Genomic DNA, 19,212 nt, shown 5'->3' with positions numbered 1-19,212 from the left:
GTTTTATCCACCCGCTAGAGAATTCTTTCCCAGAAAGTAACTTCTGAAAGACTATGCTGAAATTTCCGTTTGGTTTCTCGAATAACAAAAGGCACCTCTTGTGGCCCATGCAACAGTCGAAAATGTTTAGCTAATTGCGCTTGCAAACCATCAAGGGTAGTAAAGCTCTCGCCGTCTTTTTTAAAGCCACCGACCCAATCCTCCTTAGGTGTGTGCTCCTCCAACCAAGTATAGGGTGAGGCCAACATAAGCACGCCACCAATATTCAAACGCTCATGAATACTACCCAAAAATTTAGCTGGTTTATAAAGTCGGTCGATTAAGTTAGCTGCCAGTATAAAATCAAAACCCGTCAATTGTGGTTTAAGGTTGCACGCATCCCCTTGTGAAAACTCAACCCGGTGCTGGGTTGCTGCCAAGCCTAGCTCAGCAAGGCTGCGCGCTTTGTAGGCAACCAAATCGCCCTCTTCTGCCAAGGTGTAGCGCAGCATTTCGCCACTGGCCAATAACACGCCTTGAGTAATAAAGCGCGCGGAAAAATCGACGCCGGCCACCTGATCAAAATGGCGCGCCAATTCAAAGGTGGCGCGACCGGATGCACAGCCCAAATCCAAGGCTTTAACTTTTGCTTTATCCCCCAGTATCGATATTGCTAGATCAACCAAATTTTTCGAGAAATTAACCACACCAAAATATTCATCACCGTAGTGAAATTCAGCGTATTCCGACATGAGTTTATCAGTTTCATAATGAGAACTTGGCACAGGTTTTAAATCTCCAGAGACAACATAGCGAAATCCCGCATGTTGAAAAAAGTGGCGACGAAAGGCATAGCGTGCAGCATAAAGTGTTTCATTGCCGCAAGAAATCCAGGAGCCGCCTTTAATTAAGTTATGGCGTTCATCAAATGTCGGCGTTGTAAAGTCGTCGTAGATAGTGTGGACTTCAAACCCATCAAAGGGATAGATAGGTGTTTCAGTCCATTGCCAGACATTACCCACCACATCATAAAAATCGCCCTGTTGACACAGGTTTACAGGGCAAGAAGAAGCGCCAAGTTGTAATTGATAATTAGCTGTTGTTGGATGCGCTGTGTTTAATCCCACGTGATCACACAGACGATACCATTCATCTTCCGACGGCAAACGCACAGCCAATCCCGTTTCCGCTTTTTTCCAATTACAAAATGCTTTTGCCTCGTGGTAATTGACCTCAGCGGGCCAGTCCCAATACATGGGAACTTCTTCCGTCATTAAGCGCAAATACCAACCTTGGGTTTTCTTGACCCAAAATGTAGGATGCTGCGCTTGAGAGAATTCCAACCAGCCTCTGCCCTCTTCCTCCCAGTAGTGAAAATTGAGATAGCCACCTGCTTCAACAAAAGCTAAAAACTCTTGATTGCTCACTAAATACTGAGAGGCTTCAAAGCTTGAGATGTCGGCTTGATGCTCGCCGTATTCATTATCCCAACCATACAGTGGATCACTTTTATTTTTATTTAAAACAATACGCCCAGCAGGAACCTTGAGTAATTGATTGGTAGGCGCCTTGGCGCTTTGGGTCAAGGCTTTCCATTGAGGGGATTTTTTCACCAAGGCTACTTTATGTTGACGAATTAAAACCGAGGAAGTTTCAAGGTGAATTCGTTCATGCTCGATACCCATTATGATTGCCCACCAGGGGTTATTCCAATCTATGGTCAATGCCAAGGGCGCTGTGTCGATTACCTCGAGTACCAGTGCACGAACTCGATCACGATAAGCTTTGACTTGGGCAACGCTGGGCCAGCTGTAATGAGCTTCATTAAGATCATCCCAACTCATTTCATCAACGCCAACTGCAAAAATTGACTCAAAATTTTGATCGACGCGCTGGTCGATTAAACGCGCCAATAAAAGTTTGTTTACAAAAAAAGTAGCTGTGTGACCATAATAAAAAATTAACGGATGGCGCAGGCTGATGGACTTGCGGTAATAGCCTTCATCGCTAGCCAAGCAATCAAACAAGGACTCGTAGCAGTCAAAGGTGCTAAGGAAGTAAGCGCGCAGAGTCGCACGCATTTGCTCAGGCGTGCCCTGCTGTAAATTGGGTGTCTGAGCGATAATGGTTTGCTGTCTAGCGTCGAGTGCAAGGGTTTGCTGACACTCAGTGTCCTTGCGCAGATTAGTTTGTCCTGATTGCATATGCTTTACGACCTTGTGATTGATCAGTTAAGTCCGTGAAACCAAATAAATTGAGAGAATCCTCTTAGATTGAGTTATACCCCTCGGGCAGAATTCTATCTATAGCGATTGCCCCAAATTGTCAGTAGTCACTTTTTAGCCTTAATGCAGCCGCTCGCCATAACCTTGATGTAGAAGCTAACGGCCTGCAACATCAGATACTTCAAATCACTCAATGTTACAGCTGGCGGCCGACGTAATCCTTGGCAAACTGCCAAGCCACGCGGCCACTGCGAGCACCCCGGCTTCTATGCCAAAGCAACGCGGCCTCTTGGGCGTCAAGGTTCCACTCGCTGCCAAGATTTTCAACCCAATATTGGGCTGCAGCGAGATATTCATCCTGTGAAAAGGGATAAAAACTCAACCACATACCGAAACGCTCCGATAAAGAAATTTTCTCTTCAATAGAGTCGCTTGGGTGCACTTCTCCGCCTTCATAGCTAACATCGAGGTTGTCGCGCATTTTTTGCGGGATTAGATGGCGGCGATTACTGGTGGCATAGAACAACATATTCGCACTGGGCGCAGAAATAGATCCATCAAGTACGGATTTAAGTGCTTTATAGCTAATTTCGCCCTCTTCAAAGGACAGATCATCACAAAAGACAATGAACTTTTCGGGGCGCTCGCCCAATAAATCAACAATATCAGCCAACGCCAAGAGATCTGTTTTATCAACCTCGATAATCTTTAAGCCCTGATCAATAAAATGGGTCCAACAAGCTTTTATCAGTGTCGACTTGCCGGTGCCCCGGGCGCCCGTTAAAAGCACATTATTGGCTGCGCGACCGCTGACAAACTGCTGGGTGTTGCGCAAAATGGCGGCCTTTTGCTTCTCAACATTTTTAAGCGCTGCCAAATCAATTTGGTGAGGATGCTTAACCGCTTGGAGGTAGCCTCGCCCCTCCCCTTGGCTACGCCAACGAAAAGCAGGCGCGGACCAATCGGGCGCTGGCGCCGTTGCAGGCACCAAGGTTTCGATACGCGCTACTAGCTGCTCAAGGCGCGTCATAAATTGTTCAAAATCAGCCATAAATTTCTCGGAAATAAGCTTGTGCCCTAAGACAACATTAAATTACATCAACCTCTGCCATAAAATCCAAAGCCGCTTGGTTGCGAATAGTGCGACGATGATTCTCCATTAGCTTTTTGATTTTTTCCGGCGCGCAGACTTGACGATCTAATAGCACTCGGCTTTTTAGTTCGCCTACAGCTTCAGTGGTTGGGCATTTGCTAAACACAAACTGATTAGAAATTAAATCCATAAAGGGGCCGGATTTACTACTGGGCATAATAAAAAGCAATTGCAAACCGAGGCTTTCGGTTAAATAGTTGATCACTTCGCGCGAACGGTGCTCATCCATTTTGGAGAAGGCTTCGTCGACCAATACCATGCGCAAATGACTGTTACCTTCATTAAAGCGAAATGCTGAGGTAATAGCCGCGCTGCGAATAATATAGGCCGGTGTTTCCAGCTGCCCGCCCGAGCCCGTGCCGTATTGGCTGAGTGCTATAGGCGCTTTGCCTTCGGGCTCTTTGTAAATTTCGTAGCGGCGATAATTGCGATAGTCTGCAATGCGAGTCAAATCGCGCAGCGCTTTTTGCTCATCTTCATCCAGCAACATATTCATCAAGCGCTCGCGCACCTGCTGATGCTTGGGCTCTAGTTTCATTTCAAACAAGCTTTCGCCATCGCCCAAACTGGGGTTATCGATAATGGCTTTAAAAAACTGCCAGTATTCTTTGAACTCAGGTACCCAATCGTAGCCAAAGCGGAAGCGCTCCCTGTCGGCACCAAAACGATGATGCTCAAGCTCTGCATTTAATTCGTCTAGAACTTTTTTGCCGTCCTGAATCGCTTGATAAATAGAATGGCAAAGGTTGGTTACAAAGGCATTATTAAAGCTGAGGCGCAAGGCTTCCAACTCGGCATGGCGCTGCGCCAAAATATGATTCTTATCACGATTATAGAGGCTGTCGAAATGACGACGAATGGAGCAAATTTCACGGAAGTTCTTTTGCCCAAAATCATCTTGATAATCGAGCACTAAAGACAAGCCATCAGCCGTGCGACAAAACTGATTGTGCTGTAAGACTGCTTGTTGCAGCTTGTGATTATAGGATTTCAACTCAGCCTGCAGCGCCAACAAATGCTGCTCAAAATAGCTTAGCTGCTGTGCTTGTGCATCCAAGTCTGCCTGAGCCAAGCGTGGTTCCGGATCAAAGTCGGTCCAAAATTCACTGATGGCGCGCACATTTTCTTCACAGCCATCCACTCTTTCAAGTGTCTTGTCCTGCTCGTCATTGAGCTGCCGACATTTTTCATCGAGGTTGAGCAACTTTGCTTTAATATCAATACGGCTATTGTTCAGCTGCTGGCTTTCTTGGCCAAGCAGCTGCGTTTGCTGCTTGAGTTGCGTCAACTCTTCATCGAGGTTTACGCAATCGCTCAGATCAAGTTGTTGTAATTTTATTTCTATGCTTTGTATACGGCGCTGCGCGGTTAGCATCTGCTGCAACACATCGGCATAGCCAACTTGATTTATTTTATTCACCGCGCGCCATAGCAGACTGATTTCATTTGCGTAGTCGCTCGCAGCTTGCCACTCTTTAGTTAATTGTTCCAGCTCACGGCGTTTTTCTTCCAAAGCGCGCGCGCGTGCATCGCGGCCAAATACCAGTTCACTCTCCGCAATATCGCAGCGAAACATGGCGTAGTTGCCCGAGCCCATTGCATCCTTGGTAATACCGCGGCGGGTATTTCGCAAGGCCGCCGCATCACTCACCCGCTCAACGCTACCGTAACTCGCTATTACATAATATTCGGCGGTGGAGTGACTAAAGTTCATCACCTGCACAATGGAGCTGTTACCTATAGCGGGCATTTTTTCACAATCGCGGCGTGCTTTATCACCTTGAATAACTCGCGCACTCTTGCCCTGCCCCGGCATGTTACGCACTATACGAATCGCTTCTGCTTCATATTCCGCCGCGACAATAATGCCAAACCGCGCTGCGCCTAAATAGCCTTCAATCGCTGCTTGCCACTGTGCATCACTCACTTCTACATAGTCGCAGAGCACGCGTGCATCGGCCTGCGGGCACTGCTGTTGCAATAGTTCCAAAGCTGCGCGCACAAAATGTGGGTAGACAACTTGATCGGACTCCAAGCTGTGAATATCGCGCTGCTTCGACTCCACTTGCTTGTGTAAACGCTGAACCAGTTGCTGGCGTTTGTCGCGCTCTTGTGCGAGAAAATCGCGCAGATTCTGGCCTGCGGTTAAATCTTCATTGAGCCAATAGGCCGCGAATTGGTTGTGTTGCTTCTGCTGCTCTAAAGCTTCATCGAGCATTTTTTCTAAGGGAGAAATATCAATCCAATCGCGATTCAGTAAACTGTGCAAATCAATTTGCAGGTGATTATCCACTAGTTGTTTGAGCAGTTTTTGAAAATACTTATCCGCCAGCTGGGGGACTTCCAAGGCTATGGATGATTGTTTGAGCGCATGGCTTACCGCTTGTGCAGCTTGCAAGTTAACTTGCAGTTGCTGATCCTGCGCCAACAACTTAGGCACTAATTGATGCAGCTGCTGTTCTTGAGTTTGTTTATCTTGCTGCAACTGATCTTTATCGCGCAATGCAGGTACACCCAAACGACGAGCAGTAGCATCCAGTATTTGCTGATTCAAATCTTCCTGGCGCTGATCATTCAAACTGAGGGCTTGCTCATTAGTTGTGAGCTGTTCGCGCAGTGCAAGTTGCTGCTGTTTTTCAGCTAGATAACGCCCTTGGCATTCGCTATAACGACGCTTAGCCAAGCTGTAGTGCAATACCTGCAGCTCCAACCAATTGGCGATATAGCTATCGGCGGCAGCGCGTCCTTGTGCAAGGCGCGCAATGGCTTCGCGCAACTGACGCGAATCAGATTCCATAGTGTGAATGCGTTTAAGCATGGCGGATACAGTGCGAATTGCTTCGCCTAAATCGCGCTGTTCCAACACTTCGTTGGCGACAAACTCATCTATGCCCTTGATCGGTTTGTAAGCCATAAAGCGCGAAAAAGAGCGGGCAGCATTCATAGCTTCGCGCTCGGACACTGCGTCTTTTTTACTACCGCGTAAAATTCCGTAGAGACGACAGAGGTAAGCTTTTTTCTTATCGTACTTTTCTAAATTATCGCTGCCAAACTGGCGGCGCAGGCTGGTGTAAATTCGATCGAGTGGAACCACGTAGCGCTGGGTCTTATCATCTTTAAGCAAGTCGCCAAGTGACAAAGCTACATCGGGCAGTATAAAAAATTGGGTTTCTTCAAGTCGTGCAATTTTTTGTGCGCCCGCCCCTTCAATACTCGCACGCATACCTATGAGTGCAGTAAAGGGTTCACTGGCTTCGCCTTCAGTCGGATGAAACACCGCCGCAATATAACCATCGCAACCATAGGGGCGCGCATAGGCGCCGTCGTCACAGCCGAGCACATAGGATGCAAGTGTACGCACCTGCTTGCCACCGCGACCGCGCTGGCTGGATTCGTCTTGTCCAGGGTTGAAGTGAAATAAATTGTCGTGCGCGGCGGTCATGATGGTTTGCACCGCATCAGCAGCCGTAGTCTTGCCCGAGCCGTTGCCGCCCGAAAACAAATTGATGGGTCCGAAATCGAATTCACTATTGGGTACATTGCCCCAATTCACATAGATAAATTTTTTCAAATACATAGCTTTAATATCCGCACATCGAAGGCACTAAGCCTTTGACATAAAATAGCTGCAATCAATCGAAGAAGAGTGATTTTTTGGTTTTCGCGCTTGTTTCTTTTGTTGCTTTGGCCTTCGTAGATTTAGTGGCTGTCGTTTTAACATCGTTTGAGCCACTAACTGTAACCGCAGACGGTTTAACAGTGGCAGCTTTAGTTCTAGCAGCTTTCCCTGGAACAACTTTCTCTGGAGTAATTTTAGTTACAGCAGCTTTTTTGGGTGCTGTTTTAGCCGGTGTAGTTTTAGGGGATGCTGCTTTGGCCGGTGTAGTCTTGGCTGAAGTAGCTTTAACCGCGGCTTTTGACGAGGCGAATTTGGCAGAAACAGACGAAGCCACAGAAGCCTTAGATTTCGGTTCCGTCTTAGGTTCCGACTTCGGTTTAGGCTTCGGTTTAGGCTTAGGTGGCTCTGCGAAAATGGACTTAGCTGGCTCAACAATTTTTTCGGCGACTGCTTCGGTGGTTTTCTGTGTTACTTTTTCGTTTGTTCTTTCTATAGATACTATAGGCACAGCAGACTTTAGCTCAGCAGTCAGAACCTCTTCAATGCCAGCGTCAGCGTTCATAAACTCCGCATGAGCCGCTAAATCGGTACGAATTTTTTCCAGCCACTCATTACTCACTAAATTAATGACCAGGGGTCGTACCTTAATCCAGCTTTCATTCTGATCCAGATCCACATCTTGCACATAGTGAATTAAGCGCAGTTGACGCAAGCGCTTAAACACCTGGCGCCGCTCGCCCAAATTATCGGGTAAGGTGCGACGCAGCAAGTTTTTCATCGCAAGGGTTACAGATTCTAATGAAAGCGCAGTACAACCCTGTTCATCGATAAGCCCTTCGCGTAACGCCTTATCGTATTCGGCGCGCAACACCAAAATTAATGCAATTTCGTGTTGGTTCAATCGCTGCCGAAAACCACCGTTAAACGGCTCATCACTTTCATCATCAAGCCCGGGCAGACGCGCACCAGGTGGAATGAGCCGCACAAATTGAAAATGCGTATCGTGCTGCAGGCGCACACCCATGAGATGCAAATAGTCATCTACTAGTGGCTGGATACGCACGAAGTGATCGTAAAATTCGGCTTCAACTTGGCTGTCGGCGCGACACAAAACACCGTAGTCCAATAGTCGTTGAATCAGGCTCCGCCAATCATTCAAATCGAGATTGTGACCGCGGAGCTGCTGCTCCAAATGTTCAGTTAAGTTGGGACTGCTCATCTTCACTCTCTATCAAGCGAATAATAAATTCATCGCGCTGGGTAAAATAATCATCTTGCTGTACACGCGGTGCTTCGCTCAACCACTCAGGTTTTTGCTCCACACTAAATTGGTAGCGCGATGACAGATTATTAATGGCGCCGACTTCAATGGCGTGGGCCAAATTAAGTAATTCCGGCATATTGGTAGCACTCAACTGACGGCTATTAATATAGCCAGTATCCGCCAGCGCAATTTGAACATAATCGCGCAGGCTGCTGGCTTGAATACTAAAGGCTTGATCCAGCAGCTGTTGAATAAAGAGCGCTTTTTGCGCCTCTGGGTCGAGCGCACTCTCGGCATCTATACCTGAGCGAACCACAGATTTTTTCCAGGGTGTGCGCAATTGCAGCTGGCCCGGATCTATAAAGGCTAATTGCATTGCATCCAAGGTAGGACTGGTTTGCATAAATAGCGCGTCTTGCTGGGTTTCACTCAATTGCGCGAGCTGTTTACACAGGTCAACAATATCGTCGGAACCCTGCGCGTGGATATAGCTTAGCTGCCGGATAATAATATCGGCGCGCTGAGTAAAGGTATTCAGCGCACGGCGCAGCGCGGGCAACATGACCTCACAGGCATTTCGCAAACGCGACTCTATAGTGTGAAGCAAGTTATCTAATATCGAGATATTGGGTTGCGCGCGCTGGGGCATCATCTTGCGCAGACGAATCTCCATAACTGCGCGCCAATCTTTTTCGGCCTGTTCTGCATCGCCTTTGCCGTATTTACGTTTGCGGCGGATGTCTTTAATAATTTTACTGATTTGATCGCGGTATTTTTCGACGCTATCCGCCGAGAGCCGAACCTCCAAGTCCGGCTTGAACACCCGTTCCATAAAATCGAAAAACTCATCGCTGGCGTGTTGAATTAATTGACGCGACTCTACCTCGCGCACAAGTTGACGCTTGCGCTCTTCCAACTCAGAAATCACATCGGTAAAGTCACTGATAATCCGCTCTGAATATTCATAGGCATCGAGTAGATCGTGAATTTCACCTTGATCATAAAACGCTTGCAGGCTGTTGCGGGTGTTGCGGGTGTTGCGATTGCGCGTGCGAAACTGATTGCTGTGATTATCGGCAAAAGGCTGGGTAAACAGGCGCCCCATACGACTAAAACCGTAGGTGCTTTGCAAGCTAGCTTCATCGACCTGCTTCTCTAGCCAGCCGTTATCAACTAAGCGATTCACAATAAAACTGGCTAAATCGCGCTGGGACTTAAAACGCCCTTCAGCAGCATCTTCACTGCCCTCTTCCTGGTCATCAACATCCAAGGTCGGCGCGCGCGCAATGGCCTCTTTAAAAATATCGAGCAACTGTTCGCGATTCATAGCATTGCCGTAATCACGCAAATCCGTATAGAGTCGCTGGTACAGCAAGCGCAGGCATTCAGCTACCTGCTCGCGGTATTTACCCGTAAGAGGCGTGAAAAAATGTTGGCGTGTATCGCTAAAAAACATCTGTGGGATTTACACTCAGAGCCGAGTACACACTTACAAACAGCGCTGAGCAAACAATTGCTGCTCAGCTTCCGACCATGCATCTGCATCTTTTATCATCATAAGCGCGCACCAATCTTCCGAGCCAAGCTCAGGAGCTTCGCCATTCAAGGCAGCAATACGATCCGCATACAGTTGCGGCTTTACATCTTTAATAGGGCTGGTTGCATCTAAATTACGTGTTTGCTCAAGTTGATCTGCCGCTTGTCGCGCAATATTTTGCATAGACTCAATGGTTGCTTGCTCATTAGTATTGGGGGTTAACTGTTGCTCAGAATAATTTTTCAACAAAACACCTGCAATAATGACAATAACACTTATCAGTAAAAGCGCGCTGATTAACTTTTGGCTGCGTAAAATTTCAATAAGATTCATGGGGCTACTTTCAACAGAGACAAATTAATTACACCAAGATTAAAGCCAGTCAGCTACTTTTTCTGCGTAATAGGTAATGATTAAATCTGCTCCAGCACGCTTAAATGCCAACATAGATTCCATAACTATGGCCTCTTCATTGATGACACCTGCAGCAGCACCTGCTTTAATCATGGCGTACTCACCGCTCACCTGATATACCGCCAAAGGGCGTGCGGAGTTTGCGCGTATATGCGCAAGAACATCCAAATAAGCCATCCCAGGTTTCACCATTAAAATATCAGCGCCCTCAGCTTCATCTTGCAAAGATTCTGCGAGTGCTTCACGACCATTGGCTGGGTCCATTTGATAGGTATTACGCGAACCCTTAAAACTACTATCAACAGCATCCCTGAAAGGCCCATAAAAAGCGGATGCAAATTTAGTGGAATATGACATTACCGGAATATGGGAGAAGCCTGCATCATCTAACGCCTGCCGTATCGCGCCAATCATGCCATCCATCATGCCCGAAGGTGCGATCATATCGACACCGGCTTGCGCTGCCACAACAACTTGCTGCTGTAAATTACTGAGAGTGAGGTCGTTATCTACATCATCAGATGCTATGACACCGCAATGCCCATGGCTGGTGTACTCACAAAAACAATTGTCACTGATCACCAACATCTCTGGCTGTGCTGACTTAGCAGTGCGAATCATGCGCGCCATTAATCCATCTTCATTCCAACTATCTGCTCCCACCTCATCTTTGTGCGTTGATACACCAAATAAAATAATAGCGCGCACACCCTTGCTATAAGCCTGCCGCACTCGCTCGGCCAGCATCGCTTCAGGATAGCGATAAACATCCGGCATAGACTTTATCGCAACGGGTTCATTAATGTTTTCCTCTACAAAAATGGGCAAAATAAAGTCGCTCATTTGTAGCTGGGTTTCGCGCACCAGTGCGCGCAGAGTCGCTGATTTACGCAGACGCCGAAAGCGAAATCCAGGCGTTAATTGTGATCTAGACATAGACATCTCATTAAATAGTTAGCGAACCTTCATGGCTCCATTCACAGCGCACGCGCATATCGCCAGAACCCGGCTTATGAAAACTGCCATTAGTTTCCCACGTAAAAGTATGAGTTCCTGATAGCTCAGTTTCCAAATGTACTGTCGCACTCACCCAATACATTTTGCTCAGCAGTGCTTCGAATTGAGCGATCCACTGGTCCCATTCGTACTCAACAGCTTTATAGGATGCGCCAAAGTGCATAACGTCCGTTTGATAATTATTTTTGCAAATTTCTAATTGCGGTATAGAGAACATTTCCTGGCTTATAAAAGGCCATTCATCCGCATGAGGTAAAGCCAACATAGCTTCGCGATTGATGCGAATACGTTCGGACTCTCCCCAAGAAATTGAAGGTGCAGTGTCCTTGATGCAACCATATACAATCGATTCTTGATCCATAGTCACAATGCCTAAGGTTAATATTTAGGAATAATTAAAACGGCCACCACCAACTACCTTGAAAACGTTTTTCACAGCCTTGTAGTTGCTGATTATAATTTGTTGCGCGTTCAGCCACTTTTTGTGCTGTGGACATCAACCAAGGTTTTTTTCGATAACTACCTCGATTAAATCCGCCGTGCCCCTCGTGATAGGCAAGATAAAGACCGTAACTATCGCTTAACTGAATTTTGCTGCGAATTTGGCTTTGCTTGTTGTACCAGCCAATAAAATCTAACGCATCTTTAAAGTTATCCCTGCGCGACCAACCATTGCCGCTATTAGCTTGATACTCATTCCACACGTCATCTTTTGCTTGAGGATAGCCATAAGCATCACTCGGACGCGGGCCGGGGAAAACCCATAGAATTTTTGTGCGTGCCGGACGTGCATTGTGCTTGAATTGCGATTCTTGGTACATGATGGACATCATGGTTGGAATCGAAGATCCCCAGCGTTTTTCAGCTTTGTGCGCAGCCTTGTACCATTTAGGCTTGTCATCAAATATTGCACAGACATTGTCAGGCTTAGCAGGCGGCATAGAAGTACAGCCAGCGAACATAAGGCTGATTAAAGCAATCAGCATTAATTTAATGTGGATAAGCATTACAGATTGCACCCATGCTCACGCAATAAGTTCAGCAATTGCGCTTCATCTAAAATATTCAAACCAAGCTCTTCTGCTTTTTTTCGCTTTGATCCAGCACCTGGGCCCGCTACTACATAATCTGTTTTGGCAGAAACACTACCTGCGACCTTAGCACCTAAACTCAATAAATGCGCCTTGGCATCATCGCGCGTTAAACTTTCTAAACTGCCAGTTAATACGTAAATCAATCCTTTTAAGGGTAAGTCAGCCTTAGCGCTCACATCTATATTTTGCCAGTGCACGCCCGCTGATTGCAGTGCGGCTACCGCATTGCGATTGCGCTCTTGCGCAAAAAAATCAGCTACGAAATGTGCGACTACGGGGCCCACATCAGGAACCTGCTGTAATGTTTCTTGATCTGCTGTGGCTAATGCCTCGAAGCTACCAAAGTAGTTAGCTAAATTACGTGCGGTTGCTTCACCTACCTCGCGAATACCTAGAGCATAAATAAATTTTGCTAAGCTTGTAGCTTTAGAATCTGTCAGCGCCGCCACTATGTTGTCGGCAGACTTTTCACCCATGCGCTCTAGAGCCGCTAATTGATCGCGGTTTAAAGAGTAGATATCAGCCAAGGTGCTCACCAATTTCATATCAACTAACTGCTCTACCAGCTTATCGCCGAGCCCTTCAACATTCATGGCCTTACGGGCCACAAAATGTTTAATCGCTTCTTTGCGTTGTGCTGCGCAAATTAGGCCGCCGGAACAGCGCGCAACGGCTTCGCCCGCCAAGGTTTCAACAGACGAACCGCATACAGGGCAAGCGTCAGGGAAATGTATTTCACGTGCAGTGGAGGGTCGCTTACTTTCAACGACAGCAACAACTTGTGGGATTACATCACCTGCGCGTCGGACAATAACGGTATCGCCAATTTTAATACCTAAGCGCTGAATTTCGTCGCGATTATGTAATGTGGCATTAGATACAGTAACACCACCAACAAATACTGGCTGCAAACGTGCCACTGGCGTTACTGCACCAGTTCTTCCCACTTGAAACTCCACATCTTGTAACAGTGTCATCTCTTCTTGCGCAGGAAATTTATAGGCTATGGCCCAACGTGGAGCGCGCGAAATAAATCCTAAAGTGTCTTGTATGCTGCGCGAGTTTACCTTGAAAACTATGCCATCAATATCATAGGCAAGGTTCGCGCGCTTTTCTTGGATTCGGCGGTAGTACGCAAGACAGTCCTGAATATTATTAGCCACTGTCATTTCGCGATTAATTAAAAACCCCCAACGCTGAAGTGCATATAAGGTGTTGGTATGACTTGCAGGAATTTCACCACCTTCAAATAGCCCAACAGAATAGGCACACATCTCCAATGGCCGATTGGCCGTTAAACGCGAATCTAATTGACGCAGTGAACCTGCAGCAGCATTGCGGGGATTAACGAATAGCTTTTCATTAGCGGCGCGCGCGCGCTCATTTAATGTATTAAAGCCAGCCTTGGGCATATAGATTTCGCCGCGCACCTCAAGTACTTTGGGGTAATCTTTGCCTATTAAGCGCAGAGGTATTGAGGGGATAGTGCGCACATTTTGCGTTATGTCCTCACCGTTTGCACCATCGCCACGGGTAGCGCCACGTATGAGTAAACCATCACGATAAAGTAAACTTACCGCAATGCCATCAAGTTTTAATTCGCAGGCATATTCCAAGTCTTCGGTTGATTTTAAACGATCCAATACACGCTGATTAAAAGCCAGAAGATCTTCATCGCTAAATGCATTATCAAGAGACAGCATCGGCAACTCATGTGCAACTGTTGTAAATGCAGATAAAGGCGTAGCACCTACACGTTGCGTAGGGGAATCAGGCGTTATAGCGTCTGGAAATTTTTGTTCTAAGTCCCGCAAACGCAGTATGAGCCTATCATATTCAGCGTCGGGAACTTCTGGATTGTCGAGGGCGTAATAGCGGTAGTTATGCTGATTAATATCAGCGCGCAACTGATTTATTTCGGCAAGCGCTTCAGCGGGAACGTCATTAAAGAGTGGAAAATTGGACATGAATAAAAGTGATCCCAAAAAAAACTGGCCAACGGCGATTCATGCCCTCAAGCGATAACACATTTCATTTAAATAAATACGCTTTAACGCGGTGGGCGACGAAATAAACGCATGCGTTCAAAATCGCGCACGCGCTGGCGACAGTGCTCAATGGTCTGCCGTGTCATAACACTGCGCTGCTCATCTTTTAACTCACCATCTAAGGTTTCAGCGATAGCGCGCGCAGTATCTAACATTAAATCAAAGGATTGCATTGAGTCAGCTTTGAGCGGCAAGGTCATAAATAAACTAACGCCTGGTGTCTCAAACTCATCCATTGCATCTAAATCAAACGTGCCGGGCTTCACCATATTCGCCATGCTAAACAGCAGCGCACCATCACCCTTGGCATCGGTATAGCGATGAAAAATATCCATATCGCCGTAGCGCATACCGCACTTGAGCACTATATCCAACAAATCTGCCCCGTTAAACATTTCACCTTTAAAGGCCATAACATTAATGACGAGCACTTCCTCGGGTTCGGTGTTGGGCGCATCAGCAGCAACGAGGGGTTCAACATCATCCTCACCTTCATAATCTTCGTCTGCGTCTAACAACTCTTGCTCAGAGAGTTCCTCTTCATAAGCCTCCTCTTCATAGGCTTCTTCATCACTATCTTGCTCAGAAGAGTAGTCTTCATCTTCCTCGTAGCTATCATCAGCCTCATCGTCTTGACGACTGTCTTTTGCTGCGTCACTGCGATAAAGCGGATCATGATCATCCTCTTGCGCTGCAGCCGCATCTTCATAATCATCAAGTTCACTGGGGCTTAATGCAGAAAAGCTCGGCTCGATTCGCTCTTCAGCAGAATGACCTTTAGTATCCGCGACGGATTCCATAAGAATGGGCACAGATTCACCGAGGTTCAAATTGGCTTGCTCTGGCGAGCGGCGAGCGCGGCGACTATTTTCCGTTTGCAGGAGTTCTTGGCGACTTTGCTTTTCTAAAAAAGATTTAGCCTTAGCCTTTTTTTCAATACTAGGCAGCGGTCCTTGGTTATCTCGGGCACCAATTACCCGTGCACCGCCATTAGGCAGCTCACTGGTGTAGTTTGGCTTCTCTGATGTCACGTCCTCTTCTTCTACTTCTGGAGTCTTAGGGCGCTTTTTCAGGTTGCGTGATACTTTAATTTTTCCATAGCGCTCATTGCGCTTGCGTCTAATACCGTCGATCAAAATGATAATGATCAACAATGAAATAGATATGATGACCCACTCTTTCATAAGGTTATCCGTAATAAATTTAGTTGTTACACTGCTGCCAATTCGGCAGCCTCATCCACATCCACCGTCACAAGACGAGATACGCCTGGTTCGTGCATGGTAACACCCAACAACTGATGCGCCATTTCCATCGCATTTTTATTGTGCGTAATATAAATAAATTGTACTTGTGCAGACATCTCTTCCACCATACGTGCATAGCGACCAACGTTAGCATCATCGAGTGGTGCATCAACTTCGTCAAGCATACAGAATGGCGCAGGGTTAAGACGGAATATAGAGAATACCAGTGCTATCGCCGTTAGTGCCTTTTCACCACCCGAGAGCAAATGAATTGTGCTGTTACGTTTGCCGGGCGGGCGGGCCATGATAGTAATACCAGTATCCAACAAGTCTTCACCGGTTAATTCCAAATAGGCGTGACCACCACCAAATACCTTGGGAAATAACTCTTGCAAGCTTGCATTAACCTGATCAAACGTCTCTTTAAAGCGTGTCCGCGTTTCACGATCAATACGTTTTATCGCATTCTCGAGGGTTTCCAAGGCTTCCCTCAAATCTGCATTTTGCGCATCAAGATAATTTTTACGCTCAGATTCTGTTTTATATTCTTCGATAGCGGCAAGGTTTATCGGGCCAAGGCGTGTTATACGTCCAGCCAAGCTTTCCAATTCTTCCTCTAAAGGTTTAACCTCTGTGCCCTCGGGCATCTCCGCTAGAATAATATCAAGATTTAAATCATCTTCTTCGAGCTGCTCTGCAATACCTGCACGCTGAACCTCAAACATTTGCGCGGCAAGACGTTCCTGCTCCAAATGTGCGCGCACAGCCTGCACATCCTGCTCTGCGCGATTACGTGCCTGCTCAGATTGTCGCAGCTCATGCTCAACTGTTTCCAAGGCGCGACGCGCTTCGGTTAGGCTTGACTCTACCGACAATCGCTTAGCAAGGCAGGCTTCTAGTTCTAACTTAAACTCTTCTACAGGGTCGCGGTTATCGGTAATGCTCGCCATTAATTGTTCACGGCGCTCATGCAAACGCGCTGTTTGCTCACGCAAGCGACTTATGCCTAAACGTATAGAATCTAATTGGGTTTTAACTGATTGACAGCGCATAGCCAATTCATGCGCCTTGTCTTTATCATGACGCGCACGCTGACGTGCCGTATCTAATCCAGTGCGGATATCATCGCGCTGTTGCAACAAGTCTTCACGCAGGTCAGTGTCTTGGCCCATCATTTCAATGGCCTCACTGAGAATCATGCGCGCTTCCGACAGATGCTCAGCTTCCTGCTCCATTTGTTCGCGCGCTTCACGTATTTCATTTTCTGCGCGCTCGCGGCGCATATTTATTTGTTCAATTCTTACTTGCTTAGCGCTTAACTCTGAACGCAACTCGCCATGACGACGATTTTGCTCTTCGGCAGCGCGACGCAAATTCTCACGCTCTTGCTCAAGTTGCTTGGCCTGACTACGGCCCTCATCCAATTGTTCATTTATCGCATGAATACTTTCTTCCGCAATGGCAATTGCAGTCGTGAGCTCTTCTAGCTCCTGCCGACGAGCAATAACACCTGAGCTAGCGTCACTATCGCGTGCCACTCGCAACCATTGTGCGCTTAGCCATATACCATCGCGCGTAATGACGGATTCATTGGCACCGAGCTGCGCACGCAAGGCCAATGCAATCGATAAATCGTCAGCGATGTAAATGCCACTGAGTAAGGCTTTTACATCCCAATCTGCGCTGACCTTGGCGCTGAGTAATTCCGCTTTAGCGTTGCTCGTTAAGGCTACCTTAGCGCTGGTATCTAACAACACCAACTCACCCTGGGTGAGGCCACCTATTAGTTCGGCAACCTGATCCAGCTGATCAACACAAACCGCCTGTAAACTAGAGCCAAGCACAGTTTCCAGTGCTTTATCCCAACCGTCAGCAACACTCAAGGTTTCCGCAAGGCGCGCGTGATCGGTTAGTTTTTGCTGTGCGAGCCATTGTGTAACGGCTTTATTTTTCTCACCTAAGGCTGCTTGCTGTAAGGCTTCCAAGCTGGCGTGACGGCCGCGCATGGATTGCAATTTGCTGCGCGCTTGATCGAGATCATTTACCAGTTGATTATTTTTAGTACGAGTTTGGTCGAGTTGCTCGCCCATCTGCTCGACTTGATCACGTTTTTCTTCTGCGACCAAATCTAATTCCGCTAATTGTTCTGTCAGCTGCCCAATGGCTTCGTCATCCGAGCCAACTTGCAGATTATTTTTTTCTTCGCGCAACTTTTCAATGCGCTGCAAAAGACGCTGCTGCACTTGCTCTAAATGCTGAATACGAGACTGCTGCACTTCCGCTTTTTGGCGTGGCTCAGCGGCGCGCTGGTTGAAGGAATCCCATTCATTTTGCCAGCGCTGCATAGCTTCTTCAGCATCAATTAATGTCTCGCCGGAAGTTTCTTCTGCGGCTTTTATAAGCTCTAATTCAGGCTCAAGTTCGAGCAATTCTTCCTGCCAGGCCTCCGCTTTTTGAGTATCTATGAGCAGGTTTTCTTCTGCTTCTTTGCTGTCTCGCTGGGTTTGATCTAAGTCGGCTTGCAGCTGACGCGCACGTTCACTCGCATGCTGAATACTTTGCTCTAAGCGAGTTATGTCATTGCCTATAGCGTAGTAGCGGCCCTGCACTTCATTAAATTTGTCGCCCAGCTCAGTGTGTTGACTGCGGTATTTTTCAATCTGAGTATCTTTATTTACTTGATCGGTAACGAAAGACTCCATACGCAATTCTAATTCACGTATGCCACTCTGCTTAGCTTTAGCCTGTATATCTAGCTGTTGGTATTTGAGCGCTTGCAGCTGCGCCTTCAGTTGACGCTCTTCTTTTTTGTATTCTGAATACTTTTCAGCAGCTTGAGCTTGGCGCTGTAAACGCGACAGCTGGCGCTCTAGCTCATCACGAATATCCGTTAAACGCTCAAGATTTTCTTGCGTGCGACGCATCCGGCTTTCAGTATCGCGTCGACGCTCTTTGTATTTGGAAATACCTGCCGCTTCTTCAATATAAACCCGTAGATCTTCTGGTTTAGCTTCAATGAGTTTGGAGATCATGCCTTGTTCGATAATCGCATAACTGCGCGGACCAAGACCTGTGCCGAGGAAAATATCGGTAATATCGCGGCGACGACATTTGGTGCCATTTAAGTAGTAATGGTTTTGCGCATCGCGGGTCACTTTACGCTTGATAGATATCTCACTGAAACCGGCATATTCACCTAGCAAGGTGCCATCACTGTTGTCAAACACCAGTTCAATAGACGCCTGCCCCACCGGCTTACGACCACTGGAACCGTTAAAAATAACATCGGTCATGTTCTCGCCGCGCAGGTTTTTAGCGGATGATTCGCCCATCACCCAACGCACAGCGTCAATAATATTGGATTTGCCACAGCCATTAGGGCCGACAACCGCACAGAGATTGCTGGGAAAGTTGACCGTAGTAGGATCAACAAACGATTTAAAGCCTGCCAGCTTGATGCACTTTAGGCGCATAGGTCCGTTTCACTCTTATCAATCAAGGCTACGAAAATTCATAGATGGAAAATTCATCAGCCTTAGAAATTGCTTGCCAAGCCATCTAGCAATAGAAAGCTAGTTAATTGATTTGGTTGCATTTTTAGCTTGAAGCAGCGCC

At 47.0% G+C, this 19,212-nt stretch carries 12 protein-coding genes; all 12 read right to left on the bottom strand.

Going from position 1 to position 19,212, the window contains the following annotated elements; translation table 11 throughout:
- Positions 1-14: 14 nt before the first annotated feature.
- On the bottom strand, positions 15-2,183 hold the full coding sequence (gene ovoA / locus AC0KUT_RS10610) for a 5-histidylcysteine sulfoxide synthase (protein WP_488829857.1): 2,169 nt from the start codon (positions 2,181-2,183) through the stop codon (positions 15-17).
- Positions 2,184-2,400: 217 nt separating this feature from the next.
- Positions 2,401-3,255 carry an ATP-binding protein gene (locus AC0KUT_RS10605; RefSeq protein WP_488829856.1) on the bottom strand — a complete coding sequence of 285 codons (855 nt, stop codon included), beginning with the start codon at positions 3,253-3,255 and terminating at the stop codon, positions 2,401-2,403.
- Between the two features lie 37 nt (positions 3,256-3,292).
- Entirely contained in the window at positions 3,293-6,934 is a 3,642-nt protein-coding gene (locus AC0KUT_RS10600; RefSeq protein WP_488829855.1) for an ATP-binding protein, read from the bottom strand.
- Positions 6,935-6,989: 55 nt separating this feature from the next.
- On the bottom strand, positions 6,990-8,195 hold the full coding sequence (locus AC0KUT_RS10595) for a DUF4194 domain-containing protein (protein WP_488829854.1): 1,206 nt from the start codon (positions 8,193-8,195) through the stop codon (positions 6,990-6,992).
- Entirely contained in the window at positions 8,173-9,696 is a 1,524-nt protein-coding gene (locus tag AC0KUT_RS10590) for a Wadjet anti-phage system protein JetA family protein (RefSeq protein WP_488829853.1), read from the bottom strand. Before AC0KUT_RS10590 ends, AC0KUT_RS10595 begins: the two co-directional genes overlap by 23 nt.
- A gap of 33 nt (positions 9,697-9,729) precedes the next feature.
- Complete coding sequence (locus AC0KUT_RS10585; protein ID WP_488829852.1) at positions 9,730-10,110, bottom strand: DUF3012 domain-containing protein; 381 nt, start codon at positions 10,108-10,110, stop codon at positions 9,730-9,732.
- 39 nt (positions 10,111-10,149) lie between these two features.
- Entirely contained in the window at positions 10,150-11,127 is a 978-nt protein-coding gene (gene hemB, locus AC0KUT_RS10580; RefSeq protein ID WP_488829851.1) for a porphobilinogen synthase, read from the bottom strand.
- Between the two features lie 10 nt (positions 11,128-11,137).
- Positions 11,138-11,569: a hypothetical protein gene (locus AC0KUT_RS10575; RefSeq protein ID WP_488829850.1), complete on the bottom strand. Its 432-nt coding sequence runs from the start codon at positions 11,567-11,569 to the stop codon at positions 11,138-11,140.
- A 34-nt stretch (positions 11,570-11,603) separates the two neighbouring features.
- A complete protein-coding gene (locus tag AC0KUT_RS10570; protein WP_488829849.1) occupies positions 11,604-12,215 on the bottom strand; it encodes a transglycosylase SLT domain-containing protein in 612 nt (203 codons plus the stop codon).
- Complete coding sequence (gene ligA / locus AC0KUT_RS10565; protein WP_488829848.1) at positions 12,215-14,269, bottom strand: NAD-dependent DNA ligase LigA; 2,055 nt, start codon at positions 14,267-14,269, stop codon at positions 12,215-12,217. Before ligA ends, AC0KUT_RS10570 begins: the two co-directional genes overlap by 1 nt.
- 83 nt (positions 14,270-14,352) lie before the next feature.
- Complete coding sequence (gene zipA, locus AC0KUT_RS10560; protein WP_488829847.1) at positions 14,353-15,534, bottom strand: cell division protein ZipA; 1,182 nt, start codon at positions 15,532-15,534, stop codon at positions 14,353-14,355.
- A 26-nt stretch (positions 15,535-15,560) separates the two neighbouring features.
- Positions 15,561-19,070 (bottom strand): chromosome segregation protein SMC, encoded by a 3,510-nt coding sequence (gene smc / locus AC0KUT_RS10555; RefSeq protein WP_488829846.1) that lies wholly within the window; start codon positions 19,068-19,070, stop codon positions 15,561-15,563.
- Positions 19,071-19,212 lie beyond the last annotated feature (142 nt).

It is taken from the genome of Cellvibrio sp. 25HG11W-0 (genome assembly GCF_057815475.1).
The sequence above is the reverse complement of the archived record's forward strand: the minus strand, read 5'-3'. Positions and strand labels throughout refer to the sequence as shown.

What these genes read in the sequence shown, in the direction of transcription:
- ovoA (WP_488829857.1), bottom strand. Translation starts at nt 2,183, where the DNA reads ATGCAATCAGGACAAACTAATCTGCGCAAGGACACTGAGTGTCAGCAA.
- AC0KUT_RS10605 (WP_488829856.1), bottom strand. Translation starts at nt 3,255, where the DNA reads ATGGCTGATTTTGAACAATTTATGACGCGCCTTGAGCAGCTAGTAGCG.
- AC0KUT_RS10600 (WP_488829855.1), bottom strand. Translation starts at nt 6,934, where the DNA reads ATGTATTTGAAAAAATTTATCTATGTGAATTGGGGCAATGTACCCAAT.
- AC0KUT_RS10595 (WP_488829854.1), bottom strand. Translation starts at nt 8,195, where the DNA reads ATGAGCAGTCCCAACTTAACTGAACATTTGGAGCAGCAGCTCCGCGGT.
- AC0KUT_RS10590 (WP_488829853.1), bottom strand. Translation starts at nt 9,696, where the DNA reads ATGTTTTTTAGCGATACACGCCAACATTTTTTCACGCCTCTTACGGGT.
- AC0KUT_RS10585 (WP_488829852.1), bottom strand. Translation starts at nt 10,110, where the DNA reads ATGAATCTTATTGAAATTTTACGCAGCCAAAAGTTAATCAGCGCGCTT.
- hemB (WP_488829851.1), bottom strand. Translation starts at nt 11,127, where the DNA reads ATGTCTAGATCACAATTAACGCCTGGATTTCGCTTTCGGCGTCTGCGT.
- AC0KUT_RS10575 (WP_488829850.1), bottom strand. Translation starts at nt 11,569, where the DNA reads ATGGATCAAGAATCGATTGTATATGGTTGCATCAAGGACACTGCACCT.
- AC0KUT_RS10570 (WP_488829849.1), bottom strand. Translation starts at nt 12,215, where the DNA reads ATGCTTATCCACATTAAATTAATGCTGATTGCTTTAATCAGCCTTATG.
- ligA (WP_488829848.1), bottom strand. Translation starts at nt 14,269, where the DNA reads ATGTCCAATTTTCCACTCTTTAATGACGTTCCCGCTGAAGCGCTTGCC.
- zipA (WP_488829847.1), bottom strand. Translation starts at nt 15,534, where the DNA reads ATGAAAGAGTGGGTCATCATATCTATTTCATTGTTGATCATTATCATT.
- smc (WP_488829846.1), bottom strand. Translation starts at nt 19,070, where the DNA reads ATGCGCCTAAAGTGCATCAAGCTGGCAGGCTTTAAATCGTTTGTTGAT.